At 67.1% G+C, this 23383-nt stretch carries 20 protein-coding genes and 1 riboswitch; of the genes, 12 read left to right on the top strand and 8 right to left on the bottom strand.

Annotated elements, in window-relative coordinates; all coding sequences use genetic code 11:
• Positions 1-7: 7 nt before the first annotated feature.
• The 3 genes from ftsA (at position 8) to lpxC (ending at position 3766) form a co-directional block, all read left to right on the top strand.
• Positions 8-1243: a cell division protein FtsA gene (gene ftsA / locus AC5P56_RS08085; protein WP_005408083.1), complete on the top strand. Its 1236-nt coding sequence runs from the start codon at positions 8-10 to the stop codon at positions 1241-1243.
• Positions 1244-1413: 170 nt separating this feature from the next.
• Positions 1414-2649 (top strand): cell division protein FtsZ, encoded by a 1236-nt coding sequence (gene ftsZ, locus AC5P56_RS08080; protein ID WP_005415297.1) that lies wholly within the window; start codon positions 1414-1416, stop codon positions 2647-2649.
• Between the two features lie 205 nt (positions 2650-2854).
• Positions 2855-3766 carry a UDP-3-O-acyl-N-acetylglucosamine deacetylase gene (lpxC, locus tag AC5P56_RS08075; protein ID WP_049440195.1) on the top strand — a complete coding sequence of 304 codons (912 nt, stop codon included), beginning with the start codon at positions 2855-2857 and terminating at the stop codon, positions 3764-3766.
• A 281-nt stretch (positions 3767-4047) separates the two neighbouring features.
• On the opposite strand, the gene AC5P56_RS08070 is transcribed toward lpxC, so the two are convergent.
• On the bottom strand, positions 4048-4497 hold the full coding sequence (locus AC5P56_RS08070) for a DciA family protein (RefSeq protein ID WP_032956682.1): 450 nt from the start codon (positions 4495-4497) through the stop codon (positions 4048-4050).
• Between the two features lie 12 nt (positions 4498-4509).
• Here AC5P56_RS08070 and AC5P56_RS08065 point away from each other — a divergent pair, with 12 nt between their 5' ends.
• From AC5P56_RS08065 to AC5P56_RS08055, 3 genes are all read left to right on the top strand, one after another.
• Complete coding sequence (locus tag AC5P56_RS08065; protein ID WP_495231528.1) at positions 4510-5466, top strand: M23 family metallopeptidase; 957 nt, start codon at positions 4510-4512, stop codon at positions 5464-5466.
• A 287-nt stretch (positions 5467-5753) separates the two neighbouring features.
• Complete coding sequence (secA, locus tag AC5P56_RS08060; protein ID WP_014645947.1) at positions 5754-8486, top strand: preprotein translocase subunit SecA; 2733 nt, start codon at positions 5754-5756, stop codon at positions 8484-8486.
• 102 nt (positions 8487-8588) lie between these two features.
• On the top strand, positions 8589-9542 hold the full coding sequence (locus AC5P56_RS08055) for a Nudix family hydrolase (protein ID WP_445978475.1): 954 nt from the start codon (positions 8589-8591) through the stop codon (positions 9540-9542).
• 103 nt (positions 9543-9645) lie between these two features.
• Here the strand turns inward: AC5P56_RS08055 and AC5P56_RS08050 are convergent, their stop codons facing one another.
• Positions 9646-10230, bottom strand: coding sequence for a DUF4124 domain-containing protein (locus AC5P56_RS08050; RefSeq protein ID WP_049440193.1), 585 nt, complete (start codon positions 10228-10230; stop codon positions 9646-9648).
• A gap of 40 nt (positions 10231-10270) precedes the next feature.
• The gene (gene metF, locus AC5P56_RS08045) at positions 10271-11098 is read right to left on the bottom strand and encodes a methylenetetrahydrofolate reductase [NAD(P)H] (RefSeq protein WP_014645950.1); all 828 of its coding nucleotides are present in this window, start codon (positions 11096-11098) and stop codon (positions 10271-10273) included.
• A gap of 203 nt (positions 11099-11301) precedes the next feature.
• Here metF and AC5P56_RS08040 point away from each other — a divergent pair, with 203 nt between their 5' ends.
• The 5 genes from AC5P56_RS08040 to AC5P56_RS08020 all read left to right on the top strand — a co-directional run bounded on the left by AC5P56_RS08040 (position 11302) and on the right by AC5P56_RS08020 (position 15414).
• Positions 11302-12228: an alpha/beta fold hydrolase gene (locus tag AC5P56_RS08040; RefSeq protein WP_014645951.1), complete on the top strand. Its 927-nt coding sequence runs from the start codon at positions 11302-11304 to the stop codon at positions 12226-12228.
• 36 nt (positions 12229-12264) lie between these two features.
• Positions 12265-13314 carry a sensor histidine kinase gene (locus tag AC5P56_RS08035; RefSeq protein ID WP_014645952.1) on the top strand — a complete coding sequence of 350 codons (1050 nt, stop codon included), beginning with the start codon at positions 12265-12267 and terminating at the stop codon, positions 13312-13314.
• Positions 13311-14042, top strand: coding sequence for a LytR/AlgR family response regulator transcription factor (locus tag AC5P56_RS08030; protein ID WP_014645953.1), 732 nt, complete (start codon positions 13311-13313; stop codon positions 14040-14042). The genes AC5P56_RS08035 and AC5P56_RS08030 overlap by 4 nt, the downstream gene beginning before the upstream one ends.
• Positions 14043-14092: 50 nt before the next feature.
• Positions 14093-14677 (top strand): DUF3228 family protein, encoded by a 585-nt coding sequence (locus AC5P56_RS08025; protein ID WP_014645954.1) that lies wholly within the window; start codon positions 14093-14095, stop codon positions 14675-14677.
• Between the two features lie 101 nt (positions 14678-14778).
• Positions 14779-15414 carry an energy transducer TonB gene (locus AC5P56_RS08020; RefSeq protein ID WP_053494934.1) on the top strand — a complete coding sequence of 212 codons (636 nt, stop codon included), beginning with the start codon at positions 14779-14781 and terminating at the stop codon, positions 15412-15414.
• A 70-nt stretch (positions 15415-15484) separates the two neighbouring features.
• On the opposite strand, the gene AC5P56_RS08015 is transcribed toward AC5P56_RS08020, so the two are convergent.
• The 5 genes from AC5P56_RS08015 to ahcY form a co-directional block, all read right to left on the bottom strand.
• Complete coding sequence (locus AC5P56_RS08015) at positions 15485-15970, bottom strand: hypothetical protein (protein ID WP_049440185.1); 486 nt, start codon at positions 15968-15970, stop codon at positions 15485-15487.
• On the bottom strand, positions 15970-16443 hold the full coding sequence (gene ybaK / locus AC5P56_RS08010) for a Cys-tRNA(Pro) deacylase (protein ID WP_053494932.1): 474 nt from the start codon (positions 16441-16443) through the stop codon (positions 15970-15972). The genes AC5P56_RS08015 and ybaK overlap by 1 nt, the downstream gene beginning before the upstream one ends.
• 110 nt (positions 16444-16553) lie before the next feature.
• Entirely contained in the window at positions 16554-17897 is a 1344-nt protein-coding gene (locus tag AC5P56_RS08005) for a peptidoglycan-binding domain-containing protein (protein WP_014645958.1), read from the bottom strand.
• Between the two features lie 50 nt (positions 17898-17947).
• Positions 17948-18736 (bottom strand): lysozyme inhibitor LprI family protein, encoded by a 789-nt coding sequence (locus tag AC5P56_RS08000; RefSeq protein ID WP_134808519.1) that lies wholly within the window; start codon positions 18734-18736, stop codon positions 17948-17950.
• 258 nt (positions 18737-18994) lie between these two features.
• Positions 18995-20440, bottom strand: a complete 1446-nt coding sequence (gene ahcY, locus AC5P56_RS07995; protein WP_014645960.1) for an adenosylhomocysteinase — start codon at positions 20438-20440, stop codon at positions 18995-18997.
• A 36-nt stretch (positions 20441-20476) separates the two neighbouring features.
• A riboswitch (S-adenosyl-L-homocysteine riboswitch) is annotated at positions 20477-20560 on the bottom strand.
• Between the two features lie 120 nt (positions 20561-20680).
• Here ahcY and AC5P56_RS07990 point away from each other — a divergent pair.
• The gene (locus tag AC5P56_RS07990) at positions 20681-23197 is read left to right on the top strand and encodes a S9 family peptidase (protein WP_495231527.1); all 2517 of its coding nucleotides are present in this window, start codon (positions 20681-20683) and stop codon (positions 23195-23197) included.
• Positions 23198-23383: the final 186 nt, after the last annotated feature.

Here is a 23383-nt window from a genome sequence, read left to right as displayed (position 1 = left end):
AAAGGACATGAATCGCAAGGGTGACAAATCGCTGATCGTTGGCCTGGACATCGGCACCTCCAAGGTGGTGGCGCTGGTGGGCGAGTATTCGCCGGGCAACCCGATCGAAGTGATCGGCATCGGCTCGCACGAATCGCGCGGGCTGAAGCGCGGCGTGGTGGTGGACATCGAATCGACCGTGCAGTCGATCCAGCGCGCGGTGGAAGAAGCCGAGCTGATGGCCGGCTGCGAGATCCGTTCGGTGTACGCCTCGATTTCCGGCAACCACGTGCAGTGCAAGAACTCGCCGGGCATCGTGCCGATCCGCGACGGTGAAGTGACCTGGGGCGACCTGGATCGCGTGCTCGACGCGGCCAAGGCGGTGGCGATCCCGGCCGACCAGAAGATCCTCCACGCGATCCCGCGCGAGTACGTGCTGGACGATTCGCAGGAAGGCATCCGCAACCCGGTCGGCATGACCGGCGTGCGCCTGGAAGTGCATGCGCACCTGGTGGTGTGCGCGCAGTCGGCGGCGGCCAACATCAGCAAGTGCGTGCAGCGCTGCGGCCTGCAGGTGGACGACCTGGTGCTGTCCTCGCTGGCCTCCAGCGTGGCGGTGCTGACCGCCGACGAGCGCGAGCTGGGCGTGGTGCTGGTCGACATGGGCGCCGGCACCACCGACATCGCGGTGTTCGTGCAGGGTGCGATCTGCCACACCGCCTCGCTGCCGATCGCCGGCGACCACGTGACCAACGACATCGCGCACATGCTGCGCACGCCGACCCCGGAAGCCGAGCAGATCAAGGTGCGCTATGCCTGCGCCCTGGCCCAGCTGGCCACGGCCGAGGAGAGCATCCAGGTGCCGTCGGTGGGCGACCGCCCGCCGCGCCGCATGCCGCGCCATTCGCTGGCGCAGGCCGTGCAGGGCCGTTACGAGGAAATCTTCGAGATGGTGCAGGCCGAACTGCGCCGCTCCGGCTTCGAGGAACTGGTGCGCGCCGGCATGGTGCTGACCGGTGGCGCGTCGAAGATGGAAGGCGTGGTCGAACTGGCCGAGGAAATGCTGCAGATGCCGGTGCGCGTGGGTATCCCGCAGCACGTCACCGGCCTGGGCGAAGTGGTCGGCAACCCGGTGCACGCCACCGGCGTGGGCCTGCTGCTGATGGGAAGCCAGATCGAGCACCCGCGGCGGCCGTCGCTGCCCACCGGGCGCGCCGGAAGCATGTTCAAGAAACTCAAGACCTGGTTCCGCGGCGAGTTCTGACGCGGAACCCGAAAACCCGGGCCTCGCCCGGGCGCAACACCCGCAGTACCCGCATCACAACGCAATACCGGCTACACACAACCCACACAGCCGCAACGTCGGCATGCAGCAGGACGGCAGGACGCCCGAATGCCCATGCCAGCCAAAGCGGATACAACGAGGACACGGACATGGCGCATTTTGAACTGATCGAAAAGATGGCACCCAATGCGGTGATCAAGGTGGTTGGCGTGGGCGGCGGCGGCGGCAATGCCGTGGCGCACATGGTCAACTCGGCAGTGGATGGCGTGGAATTCATCACTGCCAACACCGACTCGCAGGCCATCAAGAATTGTGGTGCCAAGCTGCAGCTGCAGCTGGGTACCAACGTGACCAAGGGCCTGGGCGCAGGCGCGAACCCGGAAGTCGGCCGCCAGGCCGCGCTGGAAGACCGTGAGCGCATCATGGACGCGCTGCAGGGCGCCGACATGGTGTTCATCACCGCCGGCATGGGCGGCGGCACCGGTACCGGCGCTGCGCCGGTGGTGGCACAGCTGGCCAAGGAAATGGGCATCCTGACCGTGGCCGTGGTCACCAAGCCGTTCCCGTTCGAAGGCCGTCGCCGCATGCAGGTGGCGCTGAAGGGCATCGAGGAACTGAGCCAGCACTGCGACTCGCTGATCACCATCCCGAACGAGAAGCTGATCACCGTGCTGGGTCGCAACGCGACCATGATCCAGGCCTTCCGCGCTGCCAACGACGTGCTGCAGGGCGCCGTGCAGGGCATCGCCGACCTGATCGTGCGTCCGGGCCTGATCAACGTCGACTTCGCCGACGTGCGCACCGTCATGTCCGAAATGGGCCTGGCGATGATGGGTACCGGCACCGCCCGTGGCGATGACCGCGCCCAGGCCGCTGCCGAATCGGCGATCCAGAACCCGCTGCTGGACGATGTGAACCTGGCTGGTGCCAACGGCATCCTGGTCAACATCACCGCCGGCGCCGATTTCACCATGGCCGAGTTCGACGAGATCGGCCGCACCATCGATGGCTTCGCTTCCGAAGATGCCACCGTGGTGGTCGGCACCGTGCTCGATCCGGACATGCAGGACGAAGTGCGCGTGACCGTGGTGGCCACCGGCCTGAACCGCGTCTCGGCCAGCAAGACCCAGCGTCCGGGCGAGCGTGCGCCGATCAAGCTGGTCCGCAACGCCACCACCGGCCAGCCGGAGTTCGGCGAGTTCGACAACGGCGGCGATGCCGTCTCCAAGGCGGTGGGTGGCATGGGCCTGGGCCTGCGTCGCGCCAGCAGCGATACCGCAGCGGCCTCCGCCCCTTCGGCCCCGGCCGCTTCGGCCCCGGCGGCGGCGGAACTGCCGAACGATTACCTGGACATCCCGGCGTTCCTGCGCCGCCAGGCGGACTAAGCGGGGCGGCCCGGGGTTGTCCTCCCCGGGTTGCGCCACCATGTCCTGAAAACGCGGGCGCCGGGCCAGGATGGGCCCGGCCGCCCTGCTTCACGCGCTTTCCAGCGGCGTGCCGGTGGATCCTGCCGGTGGCTGCAACTGGCGTTTCAGCCGGGGTAGGGGAGTGCGCGTGTTAATCTAATGTGTCACTTCCGGTCCATCCCCCATGATCCAGCAACGCACCCTCAAGAACACGATCCGCGCCACCGGCGTTGGCCTGCACAGTGGTGACAAGGTCTACATGACCCTGCGCCCGGCACCGGTCAACCATGGCATCGTGTTCCGCCGCGTGGACCTGGACCCGGTCGTGGAGGTGCCGGCCAAGGCCGAACTGGTCACCGAAGTGACCCTGTGCACCGGCCTGACCTGCAACGACGCAAAGATCCAGACCGTCGAACACCTGATGTCGGCGCTGGCCGGCCTGGGTGTGGACAACATCATCGTCGAACTGTCCTCGGCCGAGCTGCCGATCATGGACGGTTCGGCCGGCCCGTTCGTGTTCCTGCTGCAGTCGGCGGGCATCATCGAACAGGATGCGCCCAAGCGCTTCATCCGCGTGCTCAAGACCGTGGAGGTGACCGAGGGCGACAAGGTGGCCCGTTTCACCCCGTACGAGGGCTACAAGCTGGGCTTCACCATCCAGTTCGACCACCCGATGATCCCGGCCAAGCAGTCGCGGCAGGAAATCGAGTTCTCGACGCTGGCCTACACCAAGGAAATCTCCCGCGCGCGCACCTTCGGTTTCATGCGCGACCTGGAATACATGCGCGAGCGCAACCTGGGCCTGGGCGGTTCGATGGACAACGCCATCGTGCTGGACGAGTTCCGCGTGCTCAACGAAGACGGCCTGCGCTACGCCGACGAGTTCGTGCGCCACAAGATCCTTGACGCCATTGGCGACCTCTACCTGGCCGGTGGCCAGGTGCTGGGCGCCTACGAGGGCTTCAAGTCCGGCCACGCGCTCAACAACAAGCTGGTGCGGGCCCTGATGGCCGACGCCAGCGCCTGGGAATGGGTCAGCTTCGACTCGCCGACCACCCCGGATCCGGTGGAATATGCCACCCCGGCCTACGCCTGATTCCGTAGATCGTTGAATTTCAAGATAAAAACGCCGCCTTCCAGGGCGGCGTCGTTGTTTCCGGCGCTTGCGACGCATTCAGCGTGCTTGAAAGGCGTCAAGGCCGGTTCAAGGTCACGGTTTTGTGAACCTGTTGGATCGGAAGCCTGAATTTAACGAAGTTTTAACTTCAATCTAACGACAGGCCTCCGGATGGCCGCTAGGATGCGACCCGGCCCCCGAAATGTTTCACGCCGTGGTGACACGCGCGACGGGGAGCGGAGCCGGATGCTCCGTTGCCATCAGGATCGCTTCTTCGGCTTCGAGGGAACGTCCTGCAGGCAAGCCAAGGCGTCGCGTAGCCCTTTGTGCGTGGCGGCTGAAACTGCGTGGGGGCCATTCCGGTTGTCGATCGCTGGGGAGCGTGAGGGAGTGGTGGACGCAGTCTTGATGGTCACCCTGGTGGCCTTCAGCCCGATGGAACGGGCCGCGTCGAGCAACTGGGCTTCGGCAAGCCGCAACTTGGCATGCCAGACCGGGGACTCGACGAGAAAAACGAGGTGTTCCCCGTCCACATTGGCCAGCCGGCAGCGGCTGCGCAGAGGTGGCGGCAACTGGGGGCGCAACTGCCGGTCCAGCGCGTCGAGCCACAAGGCCCGACGCAGCGGGTTCCCGCTTTTGTCCGCCATTACCGCATCCAGCGCCGGTTTCGGCACTGACGCGGGGCGAACGCTGGATTTCGGCTCAGACATGAAAACTCACTGATGGCATTCAAAAAGATCGTAATCAAAACGCGTGAAGGACAGGCCAAGGCGTCGCCGATCACGCGTTTGCGGTTCTACTTCGAGGACCGCCCCCGCGCCCTGCTGGGCAGCGTGCTCGGGGTAGGCTGCATTATCGGCCTTGCCGGCGGCATTGGCGCCAGTGCGCTGAATGATTCGCGCCTGCAGGCCAAGGTCGAGCGCCAGGATGCGGAGCTGGCCAAGGTCAAGCGCGATGCGCAGACCCAGGTCAACGCGCTGGCCGCCCGCCTCGGCGAGCTGCAGGCGCAGGCCACCCGCCTGAACGCCCTCGGCGAACGGCTGACCCAGATGGGCAAGTTGGAAGATGGCGAATTCGACTTCAACGAGACCCCCGGCCTCGGTGATGGCGACGCCGGCGGCCCGACCAGCGACATCCCGGTCAAGGACGTCAACGCCGACTTACAGGTGCTGGAGCAGCGCTTCGCTGCTTCAGGCCGCCAGTTGTCGGTGATGGAATCGCTGATGTTCGACCACCAGCTGCAGCAGAACGCCGTGCCGTCGCGCATGCCGATCCGCAACAGCTACGTGACCTCCGGCTTCGGCACCCGTGCCGACCCGTTCGGCCGCGGCGCCGCCACCCACAAGGGCATGGACTTCCACGCCAAGGTCGGTGACCCGGTGATGGCCGTGGCCGAAGGCGTGGTCAGCTTCGCCGGTGTGAAGGGCGGCTATGGCAACGTCGTCGATGTCGACCACGGTAACGGCTATGTCACCCGCTACGCGCACAATTCGCGCCTGATGGTGAAGGCCGGTGACCTGGTCCGCGCCGGCCAGGAAGTGGCCAAGGCCGGTTCCACCGGCCGTTCGACCGGTGCCCACGTGCACTTCGAGGTGTGGGAGAACGGCAACGTGGTCAACCCGCGCAAGTTCCTCGGCGACGGCGGCAACACGCCGGTCGGCCGCGTCAGCCGCGGCTGATGCCCGGGTCGGATTCCTTCCGCGCCGCGGAAGGGCTCTGACCCGATTCGGTTGAGGGCTGGGGTCAGAGCCCTTTCGCCATGGCGAAAGGGGTCCGACCCCGCATCCGTGCTTCTTTGCCGAATCCGGGGCGATTGCGACCGAATTGGCGCTTGAAACCTCAGCCGCCCGTCCCAAGCTACAATGGGTGTTGCCATCGACAGGGCGCCAGGCGCCCTGTTTCGTTTGCGGCGGACGGATCCCAAGGGGGAGGCCGGGCGTCGTGTCCATCCAACCCGGTTCCTTCAATGATCAACAGCCTGCTTACCCGCGTATTTGGCAGTCGTAACGAACGACAGCTGCGCCAGCTCAACCGCATCGTCGCCAAGATCAATGCGCTGGAGCCGGAGATCGAGAAGCTTTCCGACGAGCAGCTTCAGGCCAAGACGCCGGAGTTCAAGCAGCGCATCGCCGGCGGTGAAGCCCTGGACAAGGTGCTGCCGGAAGCGTTCGCGGTCTGCCGCGAAGCCGGCCGCCGCGTGCTGGGCATGCGCCACTACGACGTGCAGCTGATCGGCGGCATGGTGCTTCACCTGGGCAAGATCGCAGAAATGCGCACCGGTGAAGGCAAGACCCTGGTGGCGACCCTGCCGGTGTACCTCAACGCGCTGGAAGGCAAGGGCGTGCACGTGGTCACCGTGAACGACTACCTGGCCCGCCGCGACGCCGCGCAGATGGGCAAGCTGTACAACTGGCTGGGCCTGAGCGTGGGCGTGGTGTACCCGGGCATGCCGCACAGCGACAAGCGCGAAGCCTACGCGGCCGACATCACCTACGGCACCAACAACGAATTCGGCTTCGACTACCTGCGCGACAACATGGCGCTGTCCAAGGCCGACCGTTACCAGCGCGGCCTGCACTACGCCATCGTCGACGAAGTCGACTCCATCCTGATCGACGAAGCGCGTACCCCGCTGATCATCTCCGGTCCGGCCGATGATTCCCCGGAGCTGTACATCCGCGTCAACCGCGTCGTGCCGCACCTGGTCAAGCAGGAAGCGGAAGACGGCGAAGGCGATTTCTGGGTCGACGAGAAGGGCAAGCAGGTGCACCTGTCCGAAGCGGGCATGGAGCACGCCGAGCAGCTGCTGGTTGAAGCCGGCATCCTCGACGGCGAGACCGAAGGCCTGTACGCGGCGCAGAACCTGACCGTGGTCCACCACCTCAATGCCGCCCTGCGCGCGCACGCGATCTACCAGCGTGACGTGGACTACATCGTGCGCGACGGCGAAGTGGTCATCGTCGATGAGTTCACCGGCCGTACCCTGGCCGGCCGCCGCTGGTCCGACGGCCTGCACCAGGCGGTGGAAGCGAAGGAAGGCGTGCCGGTCCAGCGCGAGAACCAGACGCTGGCGAGCATCACCTTCCAGAACCTGTTCCGCATGTACAAGAAGCTGTCCGGCATGACCGGTACGGCCGATACCGAAGCGTTCGAATTCCAGAGCATCTACGGCCTGGAAGTGGTGGTGATCCCGACCAACCGCCCGACCATCCGCAAGGACAGTCCGGACCAGGTGTTCCTCAACCGCAAGGGCAAGTTCAATGCGGTGCTGGCCGACATCGAAGAGTGCGCCAAGCGCGGCCAGCCGGTGCTGGTGGGTACCACCTCGATCGAAACCTCGGAAATGCTGTCCGAGCACCTGAGCAAGGCCGGCGTGAAGCACGAAGTGCTCAACGCCAAGCAGCATGACCGCGAAGCGACCATCGTCGCCAACGCTGGCCGCCCGGGCGCAGTGACCATCGCCACCAACATGGCCGGCCGCGGTACCGACATCGTGCTGGGCGGTTCGCTGGAAGCCGAGATCCACGCCCTGGGCGAGGACGCGACCGACGAGCAGAAGGCGGCGGTCAAGGCCGAATGGCAGAAGCGCCACGAGGCAGTGAAGGCGGCCGGCGGCCTGCACATCGTCGGCACCGAGCGCCACGAATCGCGTCGTATCGACAACCAGCTGCGCGGCCGTTCGGGCCGCCAGGGTGACCCGGGTTCGTCCCGCTTCTACCTGTCGCTGGAAGACAACCTGATGCGCATCTTCGCCTCCGACTGGGTGCAGAAGGCCATGCGCATGATGGGCATGAAGGAAGACGACGTCATCGAGGACCGCCTGGTCAGCCGCCAGATCGAAAAGGCGCAGCGCAAGGTCGAGGCCCACAACTTCGACATCCGCAAGAACCTGCTGGACTTCGACGACGTCAACAACGACCAGCGCAAGGTGATCTACGCCCAGCGCGACGAGCTGCTGGATGCCGAGTCGGTGAAGGCGAATGTCGATGGCATCCGCGACGACGTGATCTTCGACATCGTGGCGCGCTTCGTGCCGCCGAACTCGATCGACGAGCAGTGGGACCTGCGCGGCCTGGAAGCTACCCTGGAGTCGGACTTCGGCCTGCAGATGTCGCTGACCGACCTGGTCAAGGAACACGAAGAGCTGGACGCCGAGGCCATCGCCACCAAGGTCCAGGAGCGCGTCAACCAGCACTTCGCCGAGAAGGAAGCCGGCCTGGGCGAAGAAACCATGCGCGCGCTGGAGAAGCACGTGATGCTGACCGTGCTGGACCAGAGCTGGAAGGAGCACCTGGCGCGCATGGATTACCTGCGCCAGGGCATCTACCTGCGTGGTTACGCGCAGAAGCAGCCGAAGCAGGAATACAAGAAGGAAGCCTTCGAGCTGTTCTCGGACATGCTGGAGAACGTCAAGCGCGAAGTGGTGACCCTGCTGGCCCGCGTGCGCATCCGCAGCGACGAGGAAGTGCAGGCGCTGGAAGCGGCCGAGCGCCAGCAGGCGCAGGCGCGCCTGAGCCAGTCGCAGTTCCAGCACCAGGATGCCGGCGGTTACAGCGCCGACGAGGAAGCCGCGCAGGTCGAAGCCGCCCAGCAGGGCGTGGCCACGCTGCAGCGCGACGAGCCGAAGATCGGCCGCAATGATCCGTGCCCGTGCGGCAGTGGCAAGAAGTACAAGCACTGCCACGGCCAGCTGAGCTGACCCCGGAAGGCCCCGCGCAAGCGGGGCCTTCTGCTTTGGCGCGGGCGATCCGGCGCGGATTCGTGATTGCGCTGGCCGCCCTGTTCTGGGCATGCTGGCCCCATGGTTTCTCCCACCCGATCGATCCATGTCGTGGCCGCCGTCATCACCGACGCCCGTGGCCGCGTGCTGCTCAACCGCCGTACCGAGAACCGCGACATGGCTGGCCTGTGGGAGTTCCCCGGCGGCAAGCGCGAATCCGGCGAGACCTCCGAACAGGCGCTGGTGCGTGAACTGCGCGAAGAGCTGGGCATCGAGGCCGATGTCGGGCTCTGGCTGATGGATGTGCCGCAGCGCTATCCGGACAAGCACCTGACCCTGGAAGTGCGCCACGTGCGCAGCTGGAAGGGCACACCGCGCGGGCGCGAGGGCCAGGCGATCACCTGGGTGGCGCAGGACAAGCTGGGCCGCTATTCCATGCCGCCGGCCGACCTGCCGGTGGTGGCCGCACTGCGCCAACCGGATCGCTACCTGATCACGCCGGCGCCGGCCGAAGATGCCGGCGGCGTGCAGCACTGGCATGAACGGCTGCAGCAGGCAGTGGCGGCGGGCCAGCAGCGCATCCAGCTGCGCCTGCCGCCGGAGCATCCGCAACGGCAGGCGATGATCGAACAGGCCGTGCGCGCGCATCGTCGCGGCGTGCAGTGGCTGCTCAACCGCGATGTCGCGTTGGCCCGCACACTGGGCGTGGGCGTGCACCTGGGCAGCGAGCAGTTGCTGGCCCTGCAGGAGCGGCCCTTGCCGGAAGGACAGCTGGTCGCCGCGTCCTGCCACGACCTGGAGCAGCTGCAGGCGGCGCAGCAGTTGGGCTGCGACTTCGCGGTGCTCGGCCCGGTGCAGGCCACGGCCAGCCATCCCGGGGCGGTGCCGCTGGGCTGGGAGGCCTTCGCTGCGCTGCGCGCGCAGGTATCGCTGCCGATCTACGCGTTGGGCGGCATGGCCGCCGGCCATATCGCCGAAGCGCGTCGGCATGGCGGGCAGGGCATCGCTGCGATTCGTGGGCTGTGGCCGGCGTGAGCCGGCATGCAGGGTCAGATCCCTGCGCAGCAGGGCTCTGACCCCATCGCGGCAATCCGGGGTCGAAGCCCTTTCCGCTGGGAAGGGATCCGACCCCTCCCGATCACAACGTGATCCAGAAGCATCCGTATTGCCGCCGCAATCCCAGCACCGTGGACGCTCGCGACGCGCTGCCGGGCAGCGTCTGCTCCAGGCGCAGGCCGACCGGATGCCGTGGCGCTGGCGGCTCAGGGGCGGATTCCTGCGCCGCAGGGCTCTGACCCTCTTCCTGCGAGGACGCCAGCCCCTGTGGCGGATACACCGGCACCACGTCCACCAGTGGCCGCCGTGCCAAGGATTCCAACTGGCCGAGGATGCGCTGCGCGCCGGCATCGGAGACCGCACCCCACAGGTACAGCGAGGACAGCCGGTTCACATCGTTGCTGACGATGCCGGTGCGCAGTGCCTCCACCAGCTCGCTCAGGCGTCGTGGGCAGCGCGCACCCAGGGTGTCGCGTGGCAGGGTGCTGCCGGTGGGCGCGGGCGGTGGCAATCGCGACCGGGCGCCAACGCTGTCGCAGGGGCGGTCGGTATACACGCTCTGCCCCTGCGCATCGGTGCAGCGGTTCAAGCGCGGGGACTGCGCATGGACAATGCTCGATACCGAACACAACGACAGCAGCAACAGCAGGAAGGAAAACCGGTTCATCGGCGCAGGGTAGCGCCGATCGCGGTGGCATGGCGTGCTTTCAGCCGTGCAGCAGCTTCAACACCGACGTGGTCGGCTTGGCCAGGTTCAAGGTGTAGAAGTGCAGGCCCGGCGCGCCGCCCTCGATCAGGCGCTGGCACAGTTTGGCCACCACTTCGGTACCGAACGCCCGCACCGATTCGGCGTCATCGCCATAGGCCTGCATCTTGCGGCTGATCCAGCGCGGGATCTCCGCACCGCATTGCTCGGAGAAGCGGCGCAGCTGGCTGAAGTTGGCGATCGGCATGATGCCGGGCGTGATCGGCACCTGCACGCCGAGCCGGCGCACGGCATCGACGAAGTGGAAGTACGCATCCGGGTTGTAGAAATACTGGGTGATCGCCGCGTCGGCGCCGGCATCGATCTTGGCCTTGAAGTGCTTCAGGTCGGCCAGTGCATCGGAGGCCTGTGGATGGGTCTCCGGATAGGCACCGACTTCGATGCGGAAGGCGGTGCCATGTTCGGCGCGGATGAAGTCGATCAGCTCGGCGGCGTAGCGCATGTCACCGGGGAAGCCCATGCCGGAGGGCAGGTCGCCGCGCAGCGCGACCAGGCGATGGCAGCCGATGGCGCGGTACAGCTTGAGCAGTTCGCGGATTTCCTGGCGGGTGCCGCCGACACAGGACAGGTGCGGTGCTGCCTCGAAGCCGTGGTGCTGGTTGAGGTGGCGCACCGTCTCGGAGGTATAGCTCAGGGTCGAGCCACCGGCGCCGAAGGTACAGGACACGTACTCGGGGTCGTAGTCCTTCAGCCTGGCCGCGGCGCGGTCCAGCTGGCTGCGCTGTTCGTCGGTCTTGGGCGGATAGAACTCGAAGCTGATGGCGGTCATGGCACGGGCGGCAGCGGCGGGTGCGGGTCAGTATATCGCTTCATCAAGATGGATGTTAGTTGGCTGCATGGACTGGCACCGTCCGCCGCCGGCGACCGTTTGCCCGGGTCTGCGGCCGTTGCTCCGGAATCGCAACCTGGCTGCCGTAGCCGGGCGCACGCTGCTCCCATCCCGGCACCCCCCACCTGATGAAGGAGCACACGATGAAGATCTTCCTGGCACTCTGGTACGCGATGAAGGCCCTGGCCCGGCTGGCGATGATCGGCATGGCGATGGCCGTGCTCGGCTCCGGTTCCGCGCATGCCGCCACCGGCTCGACCGCTGGCAAGGTACAGGTCGAGGTGGTCGGCATGGGGCGACCGCTGCTGATGATCCCCGGCCTCAACAGCAGCGCCGAGGCCTGGCGCGAGACCTGCCTGGCCCTGAAGGACGTGCAGTGCCACCTGGTGCAGTTGCCGGGCTTTGCTGGCGCGGCAGCGGCCGACCCGCGCCCGGCCGGCTTCCTGCCGGCGATGCGCGGGCAGCTGCTGGCCTACCTGCATGACCAGCACCTGGGGCCGGTGGTGGTGGTCGGCCACAGCCTCGGTGGCGTGCTGGGCCTGCAGATGGCGCAGGCCGAGCCGAAGGCGATCAGCGCACTGGTGGTGGTCGATGCCCTGCCGTTCCTGCCGGCGGCGCGCGACCCGAGTGCCACCGCTGACAGCGTGCGGCCGATGGCCGACCAGCTGCGCAAGGGCATGCTGGCCGCCGATGCCGCGCAATGGCAGGCGCAGTTGAAGGCGGGCCTGCCGGGCATGACCCGCGATCCGCGGCGCCAGGCCGAACTGGGCCGCTGGGGCGAAGCCAGCGACCGCCAGACCACGGCCGATGCGATGCATGCGGTGATGACCACCGACCTGCGCGACAGCATCGCTTCGATCACCGCGCCGACGCTGGTGCTCGGCAGCTGGGCCGGCTACCAGCCGATGGGCGGCACCGAGGACGGCACGCGTGCGGTGTTCCAGGCCCAGTACGCGAACCTGCAGGGCGTGCAGATCGCGATGAGCGCGCAGGGTTTCCACTTCCTGATGTGGGATGATCCGCGCTGGTTGCAGGAACAGGTGCAGCGTTTCCTTGCCGCGCATCCCTGACCCTTGTCCGCCCTCCTGCCACCGCCGAGAGCCCGCATGGACGCCACCACGCCTTCCCGCCGTTTCTGGACGCTCAATGCACTGGCATGGGCCGGCTATGCGCTGTACGGGCTGTGGGTCGGCATGCGGATCGGTGGCGGCATCGTGTTCAGTGGCATCGTGCTGATCACCGTCAGCGTGGCGGTCTCACTCTGGCTGTGCAGCGGCGCATTGCGTTCGGTTGCACTGCGCCAGCGCTGGTGGGAGGGCAGCCTGGGCAGCCTGGTGCTGAAACTGGCTGCCGGCGTGGTGCTCGGGGCCAGCGTCGCACAGGCGGTAACGGCGGCGCTGCTGCTGCCGGCGCTGGCGCTGGGTTGGGTGCAGCTGCCTGGCGGCCATGCGGATTACCAGTGGTCTTCGGTGCTGCTGTACTGGATGAACACCGCGTTGTTCCTGCTGGTGTGGACCGGTTTGTGGGCGGGCCTGCACGGCCTGCGGCGGGCACGCTACAGCGAGCTGGCACGCCTGCGCGCCGAAGCCGAACGCAGTGCGCTGGAACGTGACGCACTGCGTGCGCGGCTCAATCCGCACTTCATGTTCAATGCGCTGAACAACCTGCGTGCGCTGATCCTGGAAGACCCGGAACGGGCCCGTGACATGGTCACCCGCCTGTCGCGCACGCTGCGCCAGGCGCTCGCCCACAACCGCAGCGAGCAGGTCACGCTGGCCGAGGAACTGGCGGTGGTCGATGATTACCTGGCCATCGAGGCGGTCCATTTCGAACAGCGCCTGCAGGTGCGGCAGCAGATCGATGCCGATGCCACGCAGGCGCAGCTGCCGGCGATGGCGTTGCAGTTGCTGGTGGAGAACGCGATCAAGCACGGTATCGCCAGCCGACCCGGCGGCGGCGAGGTGCAGATCCGCGCCACGCTGGACAATGACGTGCTGCGGTTGCAGGTGGACAATCCACTTCCAACCGGCAGCGAACCCACCCATGGCCATGGCGTCGGCCTGGCCTACCTGCGTGCGCAGCTGGGCATGCGTGGCCGATTCGTGCTGCAACCGGCCGGTGACCGCATGCAGGCCCTGCTGGAGATTCCGCAATGACTGGCATGCTGCGCGTGTTGATCGTCGATGACGCACGGCTGGCCCGGCAGGAGCTGCGCACGCTGCTGTCGGCGCTGCCGTGGGTGCAGTGCGTGGGCGAGGCCGACGACGTGCCCGCCGCACGCGAGGCGATCACCACGCTGGCACCGGACCTGGTGCTGCTGGATGTGCAGATGCCCTCCGGCAGTGGTTTCGACGTGCTGGACGGCCTGGACACGGTGCCGGCCGTGGTCTTCGTCACCGCCTACGACACCTATGCGGTGCGTGCGTTCCAGGCCAACGCGCTGGACTACCTGGTGAAGCCGGTGGAGGCACCGCGGCTGCTGGAAGCGCTCGAGCGGGCGCGGCAGTGCGAGGCGGTTGCGGCCGACGTGCCGGAATCGCGCGGCACGCTGGGCGCGCACGACCAGGTGTTCGTGCGCGAGGGTGAACGCTGCTGGTTCGTGGCAGTCTCCGAGATCCGTCGGCTGGTGGTGGATGGCAACTACACGCGGCTGTGGTTCCGCGACCAGAACGCACTGCTGACCCGCAGCCTGAGCGCGCTGGAAGCACGCCTGCCGCCGGATCTTTTCTTCCGCGCCAACCGCAACACACTGGTCAACCTGCGCCGTATCCGTGGGGTGTCGCCCAGCATCGGCGACGGCTATGACCTGACGCTGGATGATGGCAGCGAGGTGGAGGTATCGCGGCGGCAGGCACGCGAGCTGCGCGAGCGGATGGCGTTGTAGGTGCTGCCAGCGGTTACCCTGTGCAGCGGATTCCCAGATCACGCCGCGCCATGTCCATCGTCCTCACCGATTTCGCCCGTCCCCGCCTGTTCCCGCGCGTGCCACGCGGCAATACCATCCAGGACTGCACTGCCGAGCAGTTCGAGGCACACCTCAATGCGCACGCGCCGCTGAAGGTGCTCGACGGCTACGCCCCGTTCTGCAAGTTGTTCGTCTACGAGAACTGGACCAGCACGCGCTGCCTGACGGTGCCGGTCACCGAGGCCAACCGCCACCAGCTGCGCAGCGGCTACGAAGCGCGCAACCGCGAGGAACTGCCGGTACTGGTGCGCTGGTTCGAGGGCGTGGAGTCGCCGCGCGCGAACTACCTGGTGGTGATCCTGTACAACGCCGAGCAGCTGGCCAGGGAAGGCTCACCGATCGAAGCCGATTGGGGCATCGTCGGCTGCATCTATACCGCCGAACCGGAAGAAGTGCCGATGGCGCCGATCACCATGATGCGCAATGCGCTGGGCGTGGAGGAGGGCGGTTCCGGCGTGCCATTGGACAAGGAGGCCTACCGGCGCTCGGTGGAGTTCTGGGAGAACAACGCCAACTGGCGGCCGGGGTCGGATCCCCGCATCGCAGGGCTCTGACCCGATCATTCGAGCCCCCGGTCGAAGCCTTTCCCTGAGGAGGGGATCCGACCCCAGGCGCGCGCTATGATCGGGCCAGGCAAACCCAAGGAGGGCAGGGCATGGCGGTCTGGGCAAGGATGATCCTGATGTTGCTGGCGGGCACGCTGCCCGCCACTCCGGTACTGGCCGCGAAGCCCTCTGCCGGGATGGCCTGCGAACCCATGGCACGCCTTCCCGGGCTGCGCGATGCGGGCGTGACCGCGCTGTCGATGCAGCCGCAGGACGGCCGCTGCGTGATTGAAGTGGCGGCGGCCAATGGCAACGCGCTGCGTCGGCAGCAACGAATGCTGGAGGCGCTGGTGCAGCATGCCTGTGCCGCGCCGGCGCACGTGACCGTGAATGAGGTGCAGGTATCCCTGCAGCTGCGCCTGCCGACGCCCTGCACGGCACGCAGCAAACGGGATCTGTTCGCGGGTGAAGGTATTCCCTGGCTGCCTCCACACGGCGTGTCGCCGCGCTATCCGGTGGAGGCCATGCGGCAGGGGCTGTCCGGCCGCAGCATGCTGAAGGCGTTGGTCGATGCGCGGGGGCGCGTTGCGGCCGTGATCGTGGAGACCTCCAGCGGTCATGCGTTGCTGGATGACGCTGCAGCGGAGGAGCTGCAGGGCTGGCGTTTCAGCCGCGCCGATGCGAAGGGTACGGTGCCGGCGTTGACCCTCGTGCGCATGCCGATGCGGTATGAATTCGTGGAGTGAGCGTCATCCATGCATGGCATGGATCTGGACGTACCGCAGCGGAGCCACGCCGTGCGTGGCTGCATCACTGTCAGAGGCGCTTCCACTCCCACCACGGGTAGTGGTATTCGCGCTCGGTGGCGCTCCACGGCTGCGTGCAGGACGTGCACGTCACCCGGTAGCACTCACCCCAGCCATCCTCGGCCTCGCCTCGTCCGAGCAGCAGCACGTGGCCCTGTTCCAGCAGCGGTGCAGGGTTGAAGAACACATAAGAAGGGTAGAGTGCGCACAGGCACCCCTCACGCGCCCGCCAGTAGCGCAGCCGTTGCAGGGCCGCCTTCAGGTGCGCCTGGTTGCTGATCAGCATGCCGCCAAGGGCGATGCCCTCGCAGTTGCGTTCGATCGTATCCACATGTGCGACCAACGCGTCCAACGACGCGGTGCTGAACAGCCGTGCCACCGTGCGTGCGGCATCGGTGATGCGCGTGGCATCGCGCGACAGCAGGTCCTGCAGCAGCACGTCGGCCTGTGCATCGTCGAGCCGGGGTACCGGCGCTGCAGACCACGGCCAGCGCATCAGCGTGACTTGCCGATGGCAGCGTAGTGGCCGGCGGTGAGGCGCAGAAGATCGGCCGGTGCCAGTTCTACCTCGAGGCCACGGCGCCCGGCGCTGACATGCAGCGCGGGCAGCGCTTCGGCACTGGTGTCCAGGAACGTGCGCAGGCGCTTTTTCTGCCCCAGCGGGCTGATGCCACCGACCAGGTAGCCGGTGGCGCGCTGTGCGGCATCGGCGGCGGCCATCTCGCACTTCTTGCAGCCGGCGGCTTCGGCCAGCGCCTTCAGGTCGAGCTGGCCGGCGACCGGCACGATCGCCACCAGCAGTTCGTGTGCTTCCGTGCTGGCCAGCAGGGTCTTGAACACCTGGGCCGGGTCGAGGCCGAGCTTGTCGACGGCTTCGCCGCCATACGATTCGGCGTGGGCGTCGTGCACGTAGCTGCGCACGGTGTGGGCGATCTTCTCGCGCTTGAGCAGGTTGATGGCCGGGGTCATGGGCGCATCCTAGCGCGAGGTAGGGATATTGCCTTGACCGAAACTCGCGCATCAACGCAGGACGGGCCCCCGAAGGCGCCCGTCCCGGCTGTGATCGTCGGCATCCCGCGTCAGCGCGACATCGACTGCTGCGTCTGAATCTGTTCCTGGGTCTGTCGCTGCGACAGTTCGTTGTCCAGCGCCTGGCTATGCCGCGTGCTGTCCTGCAGCGTGTGGTTCGCCGCCTGCGACAGATCGACGTAAGTGCGGTGCATGGCGGGATCGCCAAGCTGGCCCTGCACGGCGAACACGCCCTGGTTGTCCGGCCGCGCCAGCACGGTATCGACCTGGCTCATGCCGGCCAGCTTGGACTCGTAAGCCACCAGGCCTGCGGCGTTCTCGAGCTGGCTGCGGTCATTGAACAGTGGCGCCAGGCCACCCTGGCGGCGTTGTTCTTCCAGCGTTTCCAGCTTTTCCACGACCTGCTGGTAACGCGGGTTGTCGGCGTGGCCGGGGGTGGCCATGGTCGGTTCGGCGGCCTGCTGTTGCTGTTGCGCGATGGCCTTGTCGAGCGCACCCAGGGTGGTGGCACCGACCTTGCCATCGACGGTGAGCTGGTGCTCACGCTGGAACTGCTTGACCGCTTCCAGGGTGCCGGGCCCGAAATCGCCATCGGCTACCAGTGGCTTGCCGTCCTTGCCCAGATAGCCCAGGTCGGCCAGCTTCTGCTGCATCGCCTTTACCTCATCGCCCCTGGCGCCGCTGACCAGTACGCCGTTGCCGCCGGGCGCGCCGGGCGACCCGTGCGAGGGGGCATGGGTGGGGGTGATGCCCAGCTGGGTCATGGCCCGGTCGAAGCGCTCATCGCGGCTGGTCACCGCGGCCGGCGACTGGATGCCGTACTTGGTGGCATCGACGAAGTTCTGCACGTCGCCGCGGGTCGGTGGATTGCCGGCCTGGACCGTACCGCCCTGCAGCTTTTCCGCGTTGCCGGCCAGATAGCTGATGAACTGCGGGCCCATGCCGCCGAACTGGTTGTCATAGTCGGCCATGGCCAGCTGCAGTTCGGGGTTGGCCGCGATGGCATCGGCGGCGGCCGGGTTGGTGGCACGCACCTTGGCGATGGCTTCATCGACGCGCTCGATGGCGCTGTCCAGCTTGTCGTTGGTGAGCTGGTCCATCTTCGCCTGCGGAATGGCCTGCAACTTGGCGTCAAGCGCCGCCAGCTGCCGGGTGCTCAATCCGCCCTGCTGGGACAGCAGTTCGATGTCAGCGGCGGTGAAGCCGTTGTCGCGCAGGAAACGCCTGGCCTGTGGATTGCCGCCGACATCGAACTGCACCAGTCCAAACGAGTAGGTGCTTGCGCCTTTCTGCGCGTATGAGAAGTGGTCCAGGTGGCGGGTGTTGCCGCCCAGCTCCGTGTTGAGGAACAGCGTGGACAGCTGTTCGCGGGTAAGGGTGGAATCCTTTGCCATGGTCATCGTCCTTCAATGTGGGAAAAAGCGCCGGGCGCACCCAGCGGATGTCAGCCGGCGCAGTGCTGCTGCGTAAAGCCGAGCAGCTGGCGGACGGCCTGGGTGCCGTAGGCGGCCGATGCCGGTTCGAGGGCGAACTGGCCGACCATCTGGTTGCTGCACAACTGCACGTTGCGCTTGCCGGCGGTGGTTTCCTGGATGCAGTTGGCCGCCAGCACGGCGTTGGGGCCACCGCCCACGTTGGTGGCGGCCGTACAGCCCAGCAGGCGGCCTTCCTGGCCGTTTTCTCCCAGCAGCGTGTTGAAGTTCGCCAACTGGCTGTTGGGGTCGCGCAGCACCAGCAGGTCCACGCACTGCTGCTGGCCGTCGGGCACTTCGCAGGCGTCCTGGTCGACCAGGCCGTCGCGCGTGGCCGAGAGCACCTTGAGGCGATCGGCAAATACCTGTTGCAGGCAGTGCGCGTCACCGCACAGGTCGCGCGTATGCTGGATCCAGCGCTGCTGCTCGGCCTGCAGCTTGTCCTTGCCGGCGGCATCGAGGGTGTCGCGTGCGGAGGCTTCAGCCTTGGCCAGCTCGGCTTCCTGCTGCAACAGGGCGGGGTCGTTGCAGATCAGGGTCTGTACCTGTGATGCCCCCTCGGCGCAGGCAGCGCTGCTGCCCGTGGCCGCTGCCGGGGTGCTGGTTGCCTTGCCGTCGGTGCTTGCCTGGCCGGTGTTCGCCGCCGGCGCGCTGGCACCGGCATCGCTGCCAGACGGGCTGCAGGCGGCCAGCAGGGCCACCCAGCACAGGATCATCAGGGGCTTCATCGCCCGGGTCACTCGGTCATTGTTGCGCGGCATGTCCTGTCCTTTGCTGTCAGCGTCCCGGCGCATGGCCTGCAGTCGGCAGTCCATGGGGGCATAGAGACTAGCAAGCGGCTTCTTAGGGCACTGTGACAGGGCGCGCGGATCTGCTGCGGGGCGACGCAACGCAGAACGGGCGCCCGAAGGCGCCCGTTCTGTCTGCATCTGTTGCCGGGGTCAGCGCCCTTTCCTGCGGAAAGGGATCCGACCCCGCCTGCGCCGGTAGTGCCGGCCGCTGGCCGGCACCGCGCACGATCAGTAGCGGTAGTGGTCCGGCTTGAACGGACCTTCCACCGGCACGCCGATGTAGTCGGCCTGTTCCTGGCTCAGGGTGGTCAGCTTCACGCCGATCTTTTCCAGGTGCAGGCGAGCCACTTCTTCGTCCAGCTTCTTCGGCAGCAGGTACACCTTCTTCTCGTAGCTGTCCTTGTTCGCCCACAGGTCGATCTGTGCCAGGGTCTGGTTGGCGAAGCTGTTGGACATCACGAAGCTCGGGTGGCCGGTGGCGCAGCCCAGGTTCACCAGGCGGCCTTCGGCCAGCAGGAAGATCGCATTGCCGTTCGGGAAGATGTACTTGTCGACCTGCGGCTTGATGTTGACGTGCTTGATGCCGGCGAAGGACACCAGTGCGTCGACCTGGATCTCGTTGTCGAAGTGGCCGATGTTGCAGACAATGGCCTGGTCCTTCATCGCGCTCAGGTGCTCGATGCGGATGATGTCGCGGTTGCCGGTGGTGGTGACGTACAGGTCGGCACGGCCCAGGGTCGATTCGATGGTGTTGACTTCATAGCCTTCCATCGCCGCCTGCAGGGCGCAGATCGGGTCGATCTCGGTGACGATCACGCGCGCGCCGTAGGCACGCAGCGACGCGGCGCAGCCCTTGCCGACATCGCCGTAGCCGCAGACCACGGCTACCTTGCCGGCCAGCATCACGTCCATCGCGCGCTTCAGGCCGTCGGCCAGCGACTCGCGGCAGCCATACAGGTTGTCGAACTTGCTCTTGGTGACCGAGTCGTTGACGTTGATCGCCGGGATCAGCAGGGTGCCGGCCTGGGCCAGCTGGTACAGGCGGTGCACGCCGGTGGTGGTCTCTTCGGAGACGCCCTTCCAGTCCTTGACCACGCGGCCCCAGTAACCCGGGCGCTCCTTGGCGACGCGCTTGAGCAGGTTCTTGATGACCTGTTCTTCGTGCGAGGCGGACGCGGTGTTGACCCAGTCGCTGCCGTTCTCCAGTTCGTAGCCCTTGTGGATCAGCAGGGTCACGTCACCGCCGTCGTCCACCACCAGTTCCGGGCCGGTCAGGGTGCCGTCGGCCAGGGTGAAGGTCAGCGCGTCCAGGGTGCAGTCCCAGTACTCTTCCAGGGTCTCGCCCTTCCAGGCGAACACCGGGGTGCCAGTGGCGGCGATGGCGGCAGCCGCGTGGTCCTGGGTCGAGAAGATGTTGCACGAGGCCCAGCGCACGTCGGCGCCGATGTCCTTCAGGGTCTCGATCAGCACCGCGGTCTGGATGGTCATGTGCAGCGAGCCGGTCACGCGCACGCCCTTCAGCGGCAGCTCGGCCTGGTACTTGCGGCGGATCGACATCAGGCCCGGCATTTCGTGCTCGGCGATGTCCAGTTCCTTGCGGCCCCAGTCGGCCAGCGTGATGTCGCGGATCTTGTAATCACCTTCGGTGGAGAAGGTCTTGGCAACAGCGTTCATTCGTGTGCTCCGGTTGTGGGCGAGCGGGTGCTCGCATCTAGCCGGGCGCCGTTGTTACAAAGCCACCTTACCGAGCCTGGCCGGGCCTCATCGGATCCGGTCGCAGCGCCCCTCGGCAGGGGAGAACCCCCATTATATCGCGGCCCCGGCATGACATCCGGATGACCCAACCATCGGCAGATGGGGGCGCGTGCACGGCCTGTTAAGGTCGGTGCTTTCACGCATCACGCAGGTAGAACGATGAGCATGCACGCGCGCCGTACGCGGCGCTGGACCGGCCTGGTCCTGTCGATGGGACTGCTGGCCGTGGCCCCGCTGGCCTGGGCGGTGGCCCCACAGCCCGCTGCAGCACAGGCCCAGGGTGCCAATGGCTACGAACTGCCCTCGGCGGCGCTGCAGGCGGTGGTCGACGCACCGCGCGCGCCGTCGCTGCACCTGTCGCCTCGCCGCGACATGGCCGCGTTGATGCAGATGCCGTCGCTGCCGCCGATCCGGGTGGTGGCGCAGCCGGAACTGAAGCTGGCCGGCCTGCGCATCAACCCGCGCACGTTCTCCGACAGCCGTTTCAGCTTCGGCGAGAAGCTGTGGCTGATGAACGTGGCCGATGGCAAGGAACGGCAGATCAGCGGCCTGCCGGCCACGCTGTCGATCGCCAGCCTGATGTGGTCTCCGGATCAGAAGTGGCTCGCTTTCAACCAGGTCGACGCCACCAGCGGCGCCAACGAACTGTGGCTGGTGGACGTGGCCGCCGGCAGCGCCCGCCGCCTGCTTGCCGGCCTGAACACGGTGATCGGCAGCGGTTACCAGTGGCTGCCGGACAGCCGCGGGCTGGTGGTGTTCACCCGCCCGGCCAACCTCGGTGCGGCCCCGGCCACCGACGGCATCCCGACCGGCCCGGCCGTGCAGCAGACCCGCCAGGGCGATGGCGTGGTGTCGATCCGTACCTACCAGGACCTGCTGAAGAACGAGGCTGACGCGCGCCAGTTCGACTACTACGCCACCACACAGCCGGTGGAAGTCAGCCTGGATGGCAGCACCCGCGCGATCGGCGCGGCCGGCATCTTCATGGGCTTCTCCGTGTCGCCGGATGGCCGCTTCGTGCTGCGGCAGCCGGTGCAGCGCCCGTATTCCTACGTGGTGCCGGTGAGCAGTTTCCCGCGCCGCATTGAAGTGATCGACCGTGCCAGCGGCAAGCTGGTGCATACCGTGGCCGTGCGTCCGCTGGTGGAAGGCCTGCCGACCGGCAACGACGCCGAAGTGACCGGCGTGCGTGACATCGGCTGGCGTGGTGATGCCGACGCGACCCTGGTCTGGGCCGAAGCGCAGGATGGTGGCGACCCGAACAGGGATGCCAAGGTGCGCGATGCGGTGCTGATGCAGGCCGCGCCGTTCGACACACCGCCGGTGACGCTGGCCCAGCTGGGCAGCCGCCTGGCCGGTATCAGCTGGGGCCGTGGCGACCTGGCCCTGCTGACCGAATCGTGGTGGAAGACCCGCAGGACCAAGACCTGGCTGATCGCCCCGGACAATGCCAGCGCCGAACCGCGCCTGCTGTGGGATCGCGATGCGCAGGACCGCTACGCCGATCCGGGCCGGCCGCTGCGGGCCAGCGACGAGCGCGGCCGTTCGCTGCTGCAGACCAGCGCCGATGGCGGCAGCCTGTACCTGGCCGGCGCCGGTGCTTCGCCGGAAGGCGACCGTCCGTTCGTGGACCGCTTCGACATCGCCACGGGCAAGGCAACGCGCCTGTTCCACTCGCAGGCACCGAGCTATGCGCTGCCGGTGGCATTGCTGGACAAGCAGGGCAGTTCGCTGCTGCTGAGCCGCGAGAGCCCGGACGAGCCGGCCAACTTCTACGTGCAGTCGCTGGCCGATGCTGGGAGCGCACCGCGCGCGCTGACCCATTTCGCGCATCCGCTGCCGCAGCTGAAGGGTGTGCAGAAGGAGCAGATCCGCTACAAGCGCAAGGACGGCGTCGACCTGACCGCGACCCTGCTGCTCCCGCCGGGATACGACCCGAAGCGCGACGGCCCGCGCCCGCTGCTGATGTGGGCCTACCCGGGCGAGTTCAAGAGCGCGGCCGCGGCCAGCCAGGTGACCGATTCGCCGTATCGCTTCAATGCGGTCAGCTACTGGGGTCCGCAGGCGTTCCTGGCCAAGGGTTACGTGGTGCTGGCCAGCCCGTCGATGCCGATCATCGGCGAGGGCGACAAGGAGCCGAACGACACCTACATCGAACAGCTGGTGGCCAATGCGCAGGCGGCCGTGGATGAAGTGGTGCGGCGTGGCGTGACCGACCGCGATCACATCGCCATTGGTGGCCATTCGTACGGTGCGTTCATGACGGCCAACCTGCTGGCACACACCCGCCTGTTCAAGGCGGGCATTGCGCGCAGCGGCGCCTACAACCGCACGCTCACGCCGTTCGGCTTCCAGGCCGAGGAGCGCAACTACTGGCAGGCGCAGGACGTCTACCAGAAGATGGCGCCGTTCAATTACGCCGACAGGATCAAGGACCCGATCCTGTTCATCCACGGCGTGGACGACAACAACTCCGGCACGTTCCCGATCCAGAGCGAGCGCATGTTCGCGGCGGTGAAGGGCCTGGGTGGCACCGCGCGGCTGGTGATGCTGCCCAACGAATCGCATGCCTACCGCGCACGCGAATCGATCATGACCATGCTGGCCGAGAGCGAGCGCTGGCTGGAGCAGACCATCGGCCCGGCCGAGCAGGGCACGGCGAAGAAGAAGCGCTGATACGTGCATGAGGGTGGCCGCTGCAACAGCGGCCGCCTGTGCGGCTGCGCCGCCGCCCGAGCATGGGCTCGGGCGCTACACGGTGTCACGCGCCATGACGCTTGTAGAGCCGAGCCCATGCTCGGCTGCGTCCGCCATGGATACGTGCAGATGAAACCATTCTTGCATCGCAGCACGACGCCCGAT

This window comes from Stenotrophomonas sp. YJH_SMC_131, from assembly GCF_059367975.1.
This window is presented reverse-complemented; position numbering and strand designations above follow the sequence as displayed.

Bases quoted from the DNA above. Each gene is read 5' to 3' on its own strand.
- ftsA (WP_005408083.1), top strand. From the start codon at position 8: ATGAATCGCAAGGGTGACAAATCGCTGATCGTTGGCCTGGACATCGGC.
- ftsZ (WP_005415297.1), top strand. From the start codon at position 1,414: ATGGCGCATTTTGAACTGATCGAAAAGATGGCACCCAATGCGGTGATC.
- lpxC (WP_049440195.1), top strand. From the start codon at position 2,855: ATGATCCAGCAACGCACCCTCAAGAACACGATCCGCGCCACCGGCGTT.
- AC5P56_RS08070 (WP_032956682.1), bottom strand. From the start codon at position 4,497: ATGTCTGAGCCGAAATCCAGCGTTCGCCCCGCGTCAGTGCCGAAACCG.
- AC5P56_RS08065 (WP_495231528.1), top strand. From the start codon at position 4,510: ATGGCATTCAAAAAGATCGTAATCAAAACGCGTGAAGGACAGGCCAAG.
- secA (WP_014645947.1), top strand. From the start codon at position 5,754: ATGATCAACAGCCTGCTTACCCGCGTATTTGGCAGTCGTAACGAACGA.
- AC5P56_RS08055 (WP_445978475.1), top strand. From the start codon at position 8,589: ATGGTTTCTCCCACCCGATCGATCCATGTCGTGGCCGCCGTCATCACC.
- AC5P56_RS08050 (WP_049440193.1), bottom strand. From the start codon at position 10,230: ATGAACCGGTTTTCCTTCCTGCTGTTGCTGCTGTCGTTGTGTTCGGTA.
- metF (WP_014645950.1), bottom strand. From the start codon at position 11,098: ATGACCGCCATCAGCTTCGAGTTCTATCCGCCCAAGACCGACGAACAG.
- AC5P56_RS08040 (WP_014645951.1), top strand. From the start codon at position 11,302: ATGAAGATCTTCCTGGCACTCTGGTACGCGATGAAGGCCCTGGCCCGG.
- AC5P56_RS08035 (WP_014645952.1), top strand. From the start codon at position 12,265: ATGGACGCCACCACGCCTTCCCGCCGTTTCTGGACGCTCAATGCACTG.
- AC5P56_RS08030 (WP_014645953.1), top strand. From the start codon at position 13,311: ATGACTGGCATGCTGCGCGTGTTGATCGTCGATGACGCACGGCTGGCC.
- AC5P56_RS08025 (WP_014645954.1), top strand. From the start codon at position 14,093: ATGTCCATCGTCCTCACCGATTTCGCCCGTCCCCGCCTGTTCCCGCGC.
- AC5P56_RS08020 (WP_053494934.1), top strand. From the start codon at position 14,779: ATGGCGGTCTGGGCAAGGATGATCCTGATGTTGCTGGCGGGCACGCTG.
- AC5P56_RS08015 (WP_049440185.1), bottom strand. From the start codon at position 15,970: ATGCGCTGGCCGTGGTCTGCAGCGCCGGTACCCCGGCTCGACGATGCA.
- ybaK (WP_053494932.1), bottom strand. From the start codon at position 16,443: ATGACCCCGGCCATCAACCTGCTCAAGCGCGAGAAGATCGCCCACACC.
- AC5P56_RS08005 (WP_014645958.1), bottom strand. From the start codon at position 17,897: ATGGCAAAGGATTCCACCCTTACCCGCGAACAGCTGTCCACGCTGTTC.
- AC5P56_RS08000 (WP_134808519.1), bottom strand. From the start codon at position 18,736: ATGCCGCGCAACAATGACCGAGTGACCCGGGCGATGAAGCCCCTGATG.
- ahcY (WP_014645960.1), bottom strand. From the start codon at position 20,440: ATGAACGCTGTTGCCAAGACCTTCTCCACCGAAGGTGATTACAAGATC.
- AC5P56_RS07990 (WP_495231527.1), top strand. From the start codon at position 20,681: ATGAGCATGCACGCGCGCCGTACGCGGCGCTGGACCGGCCTGGTCCTG.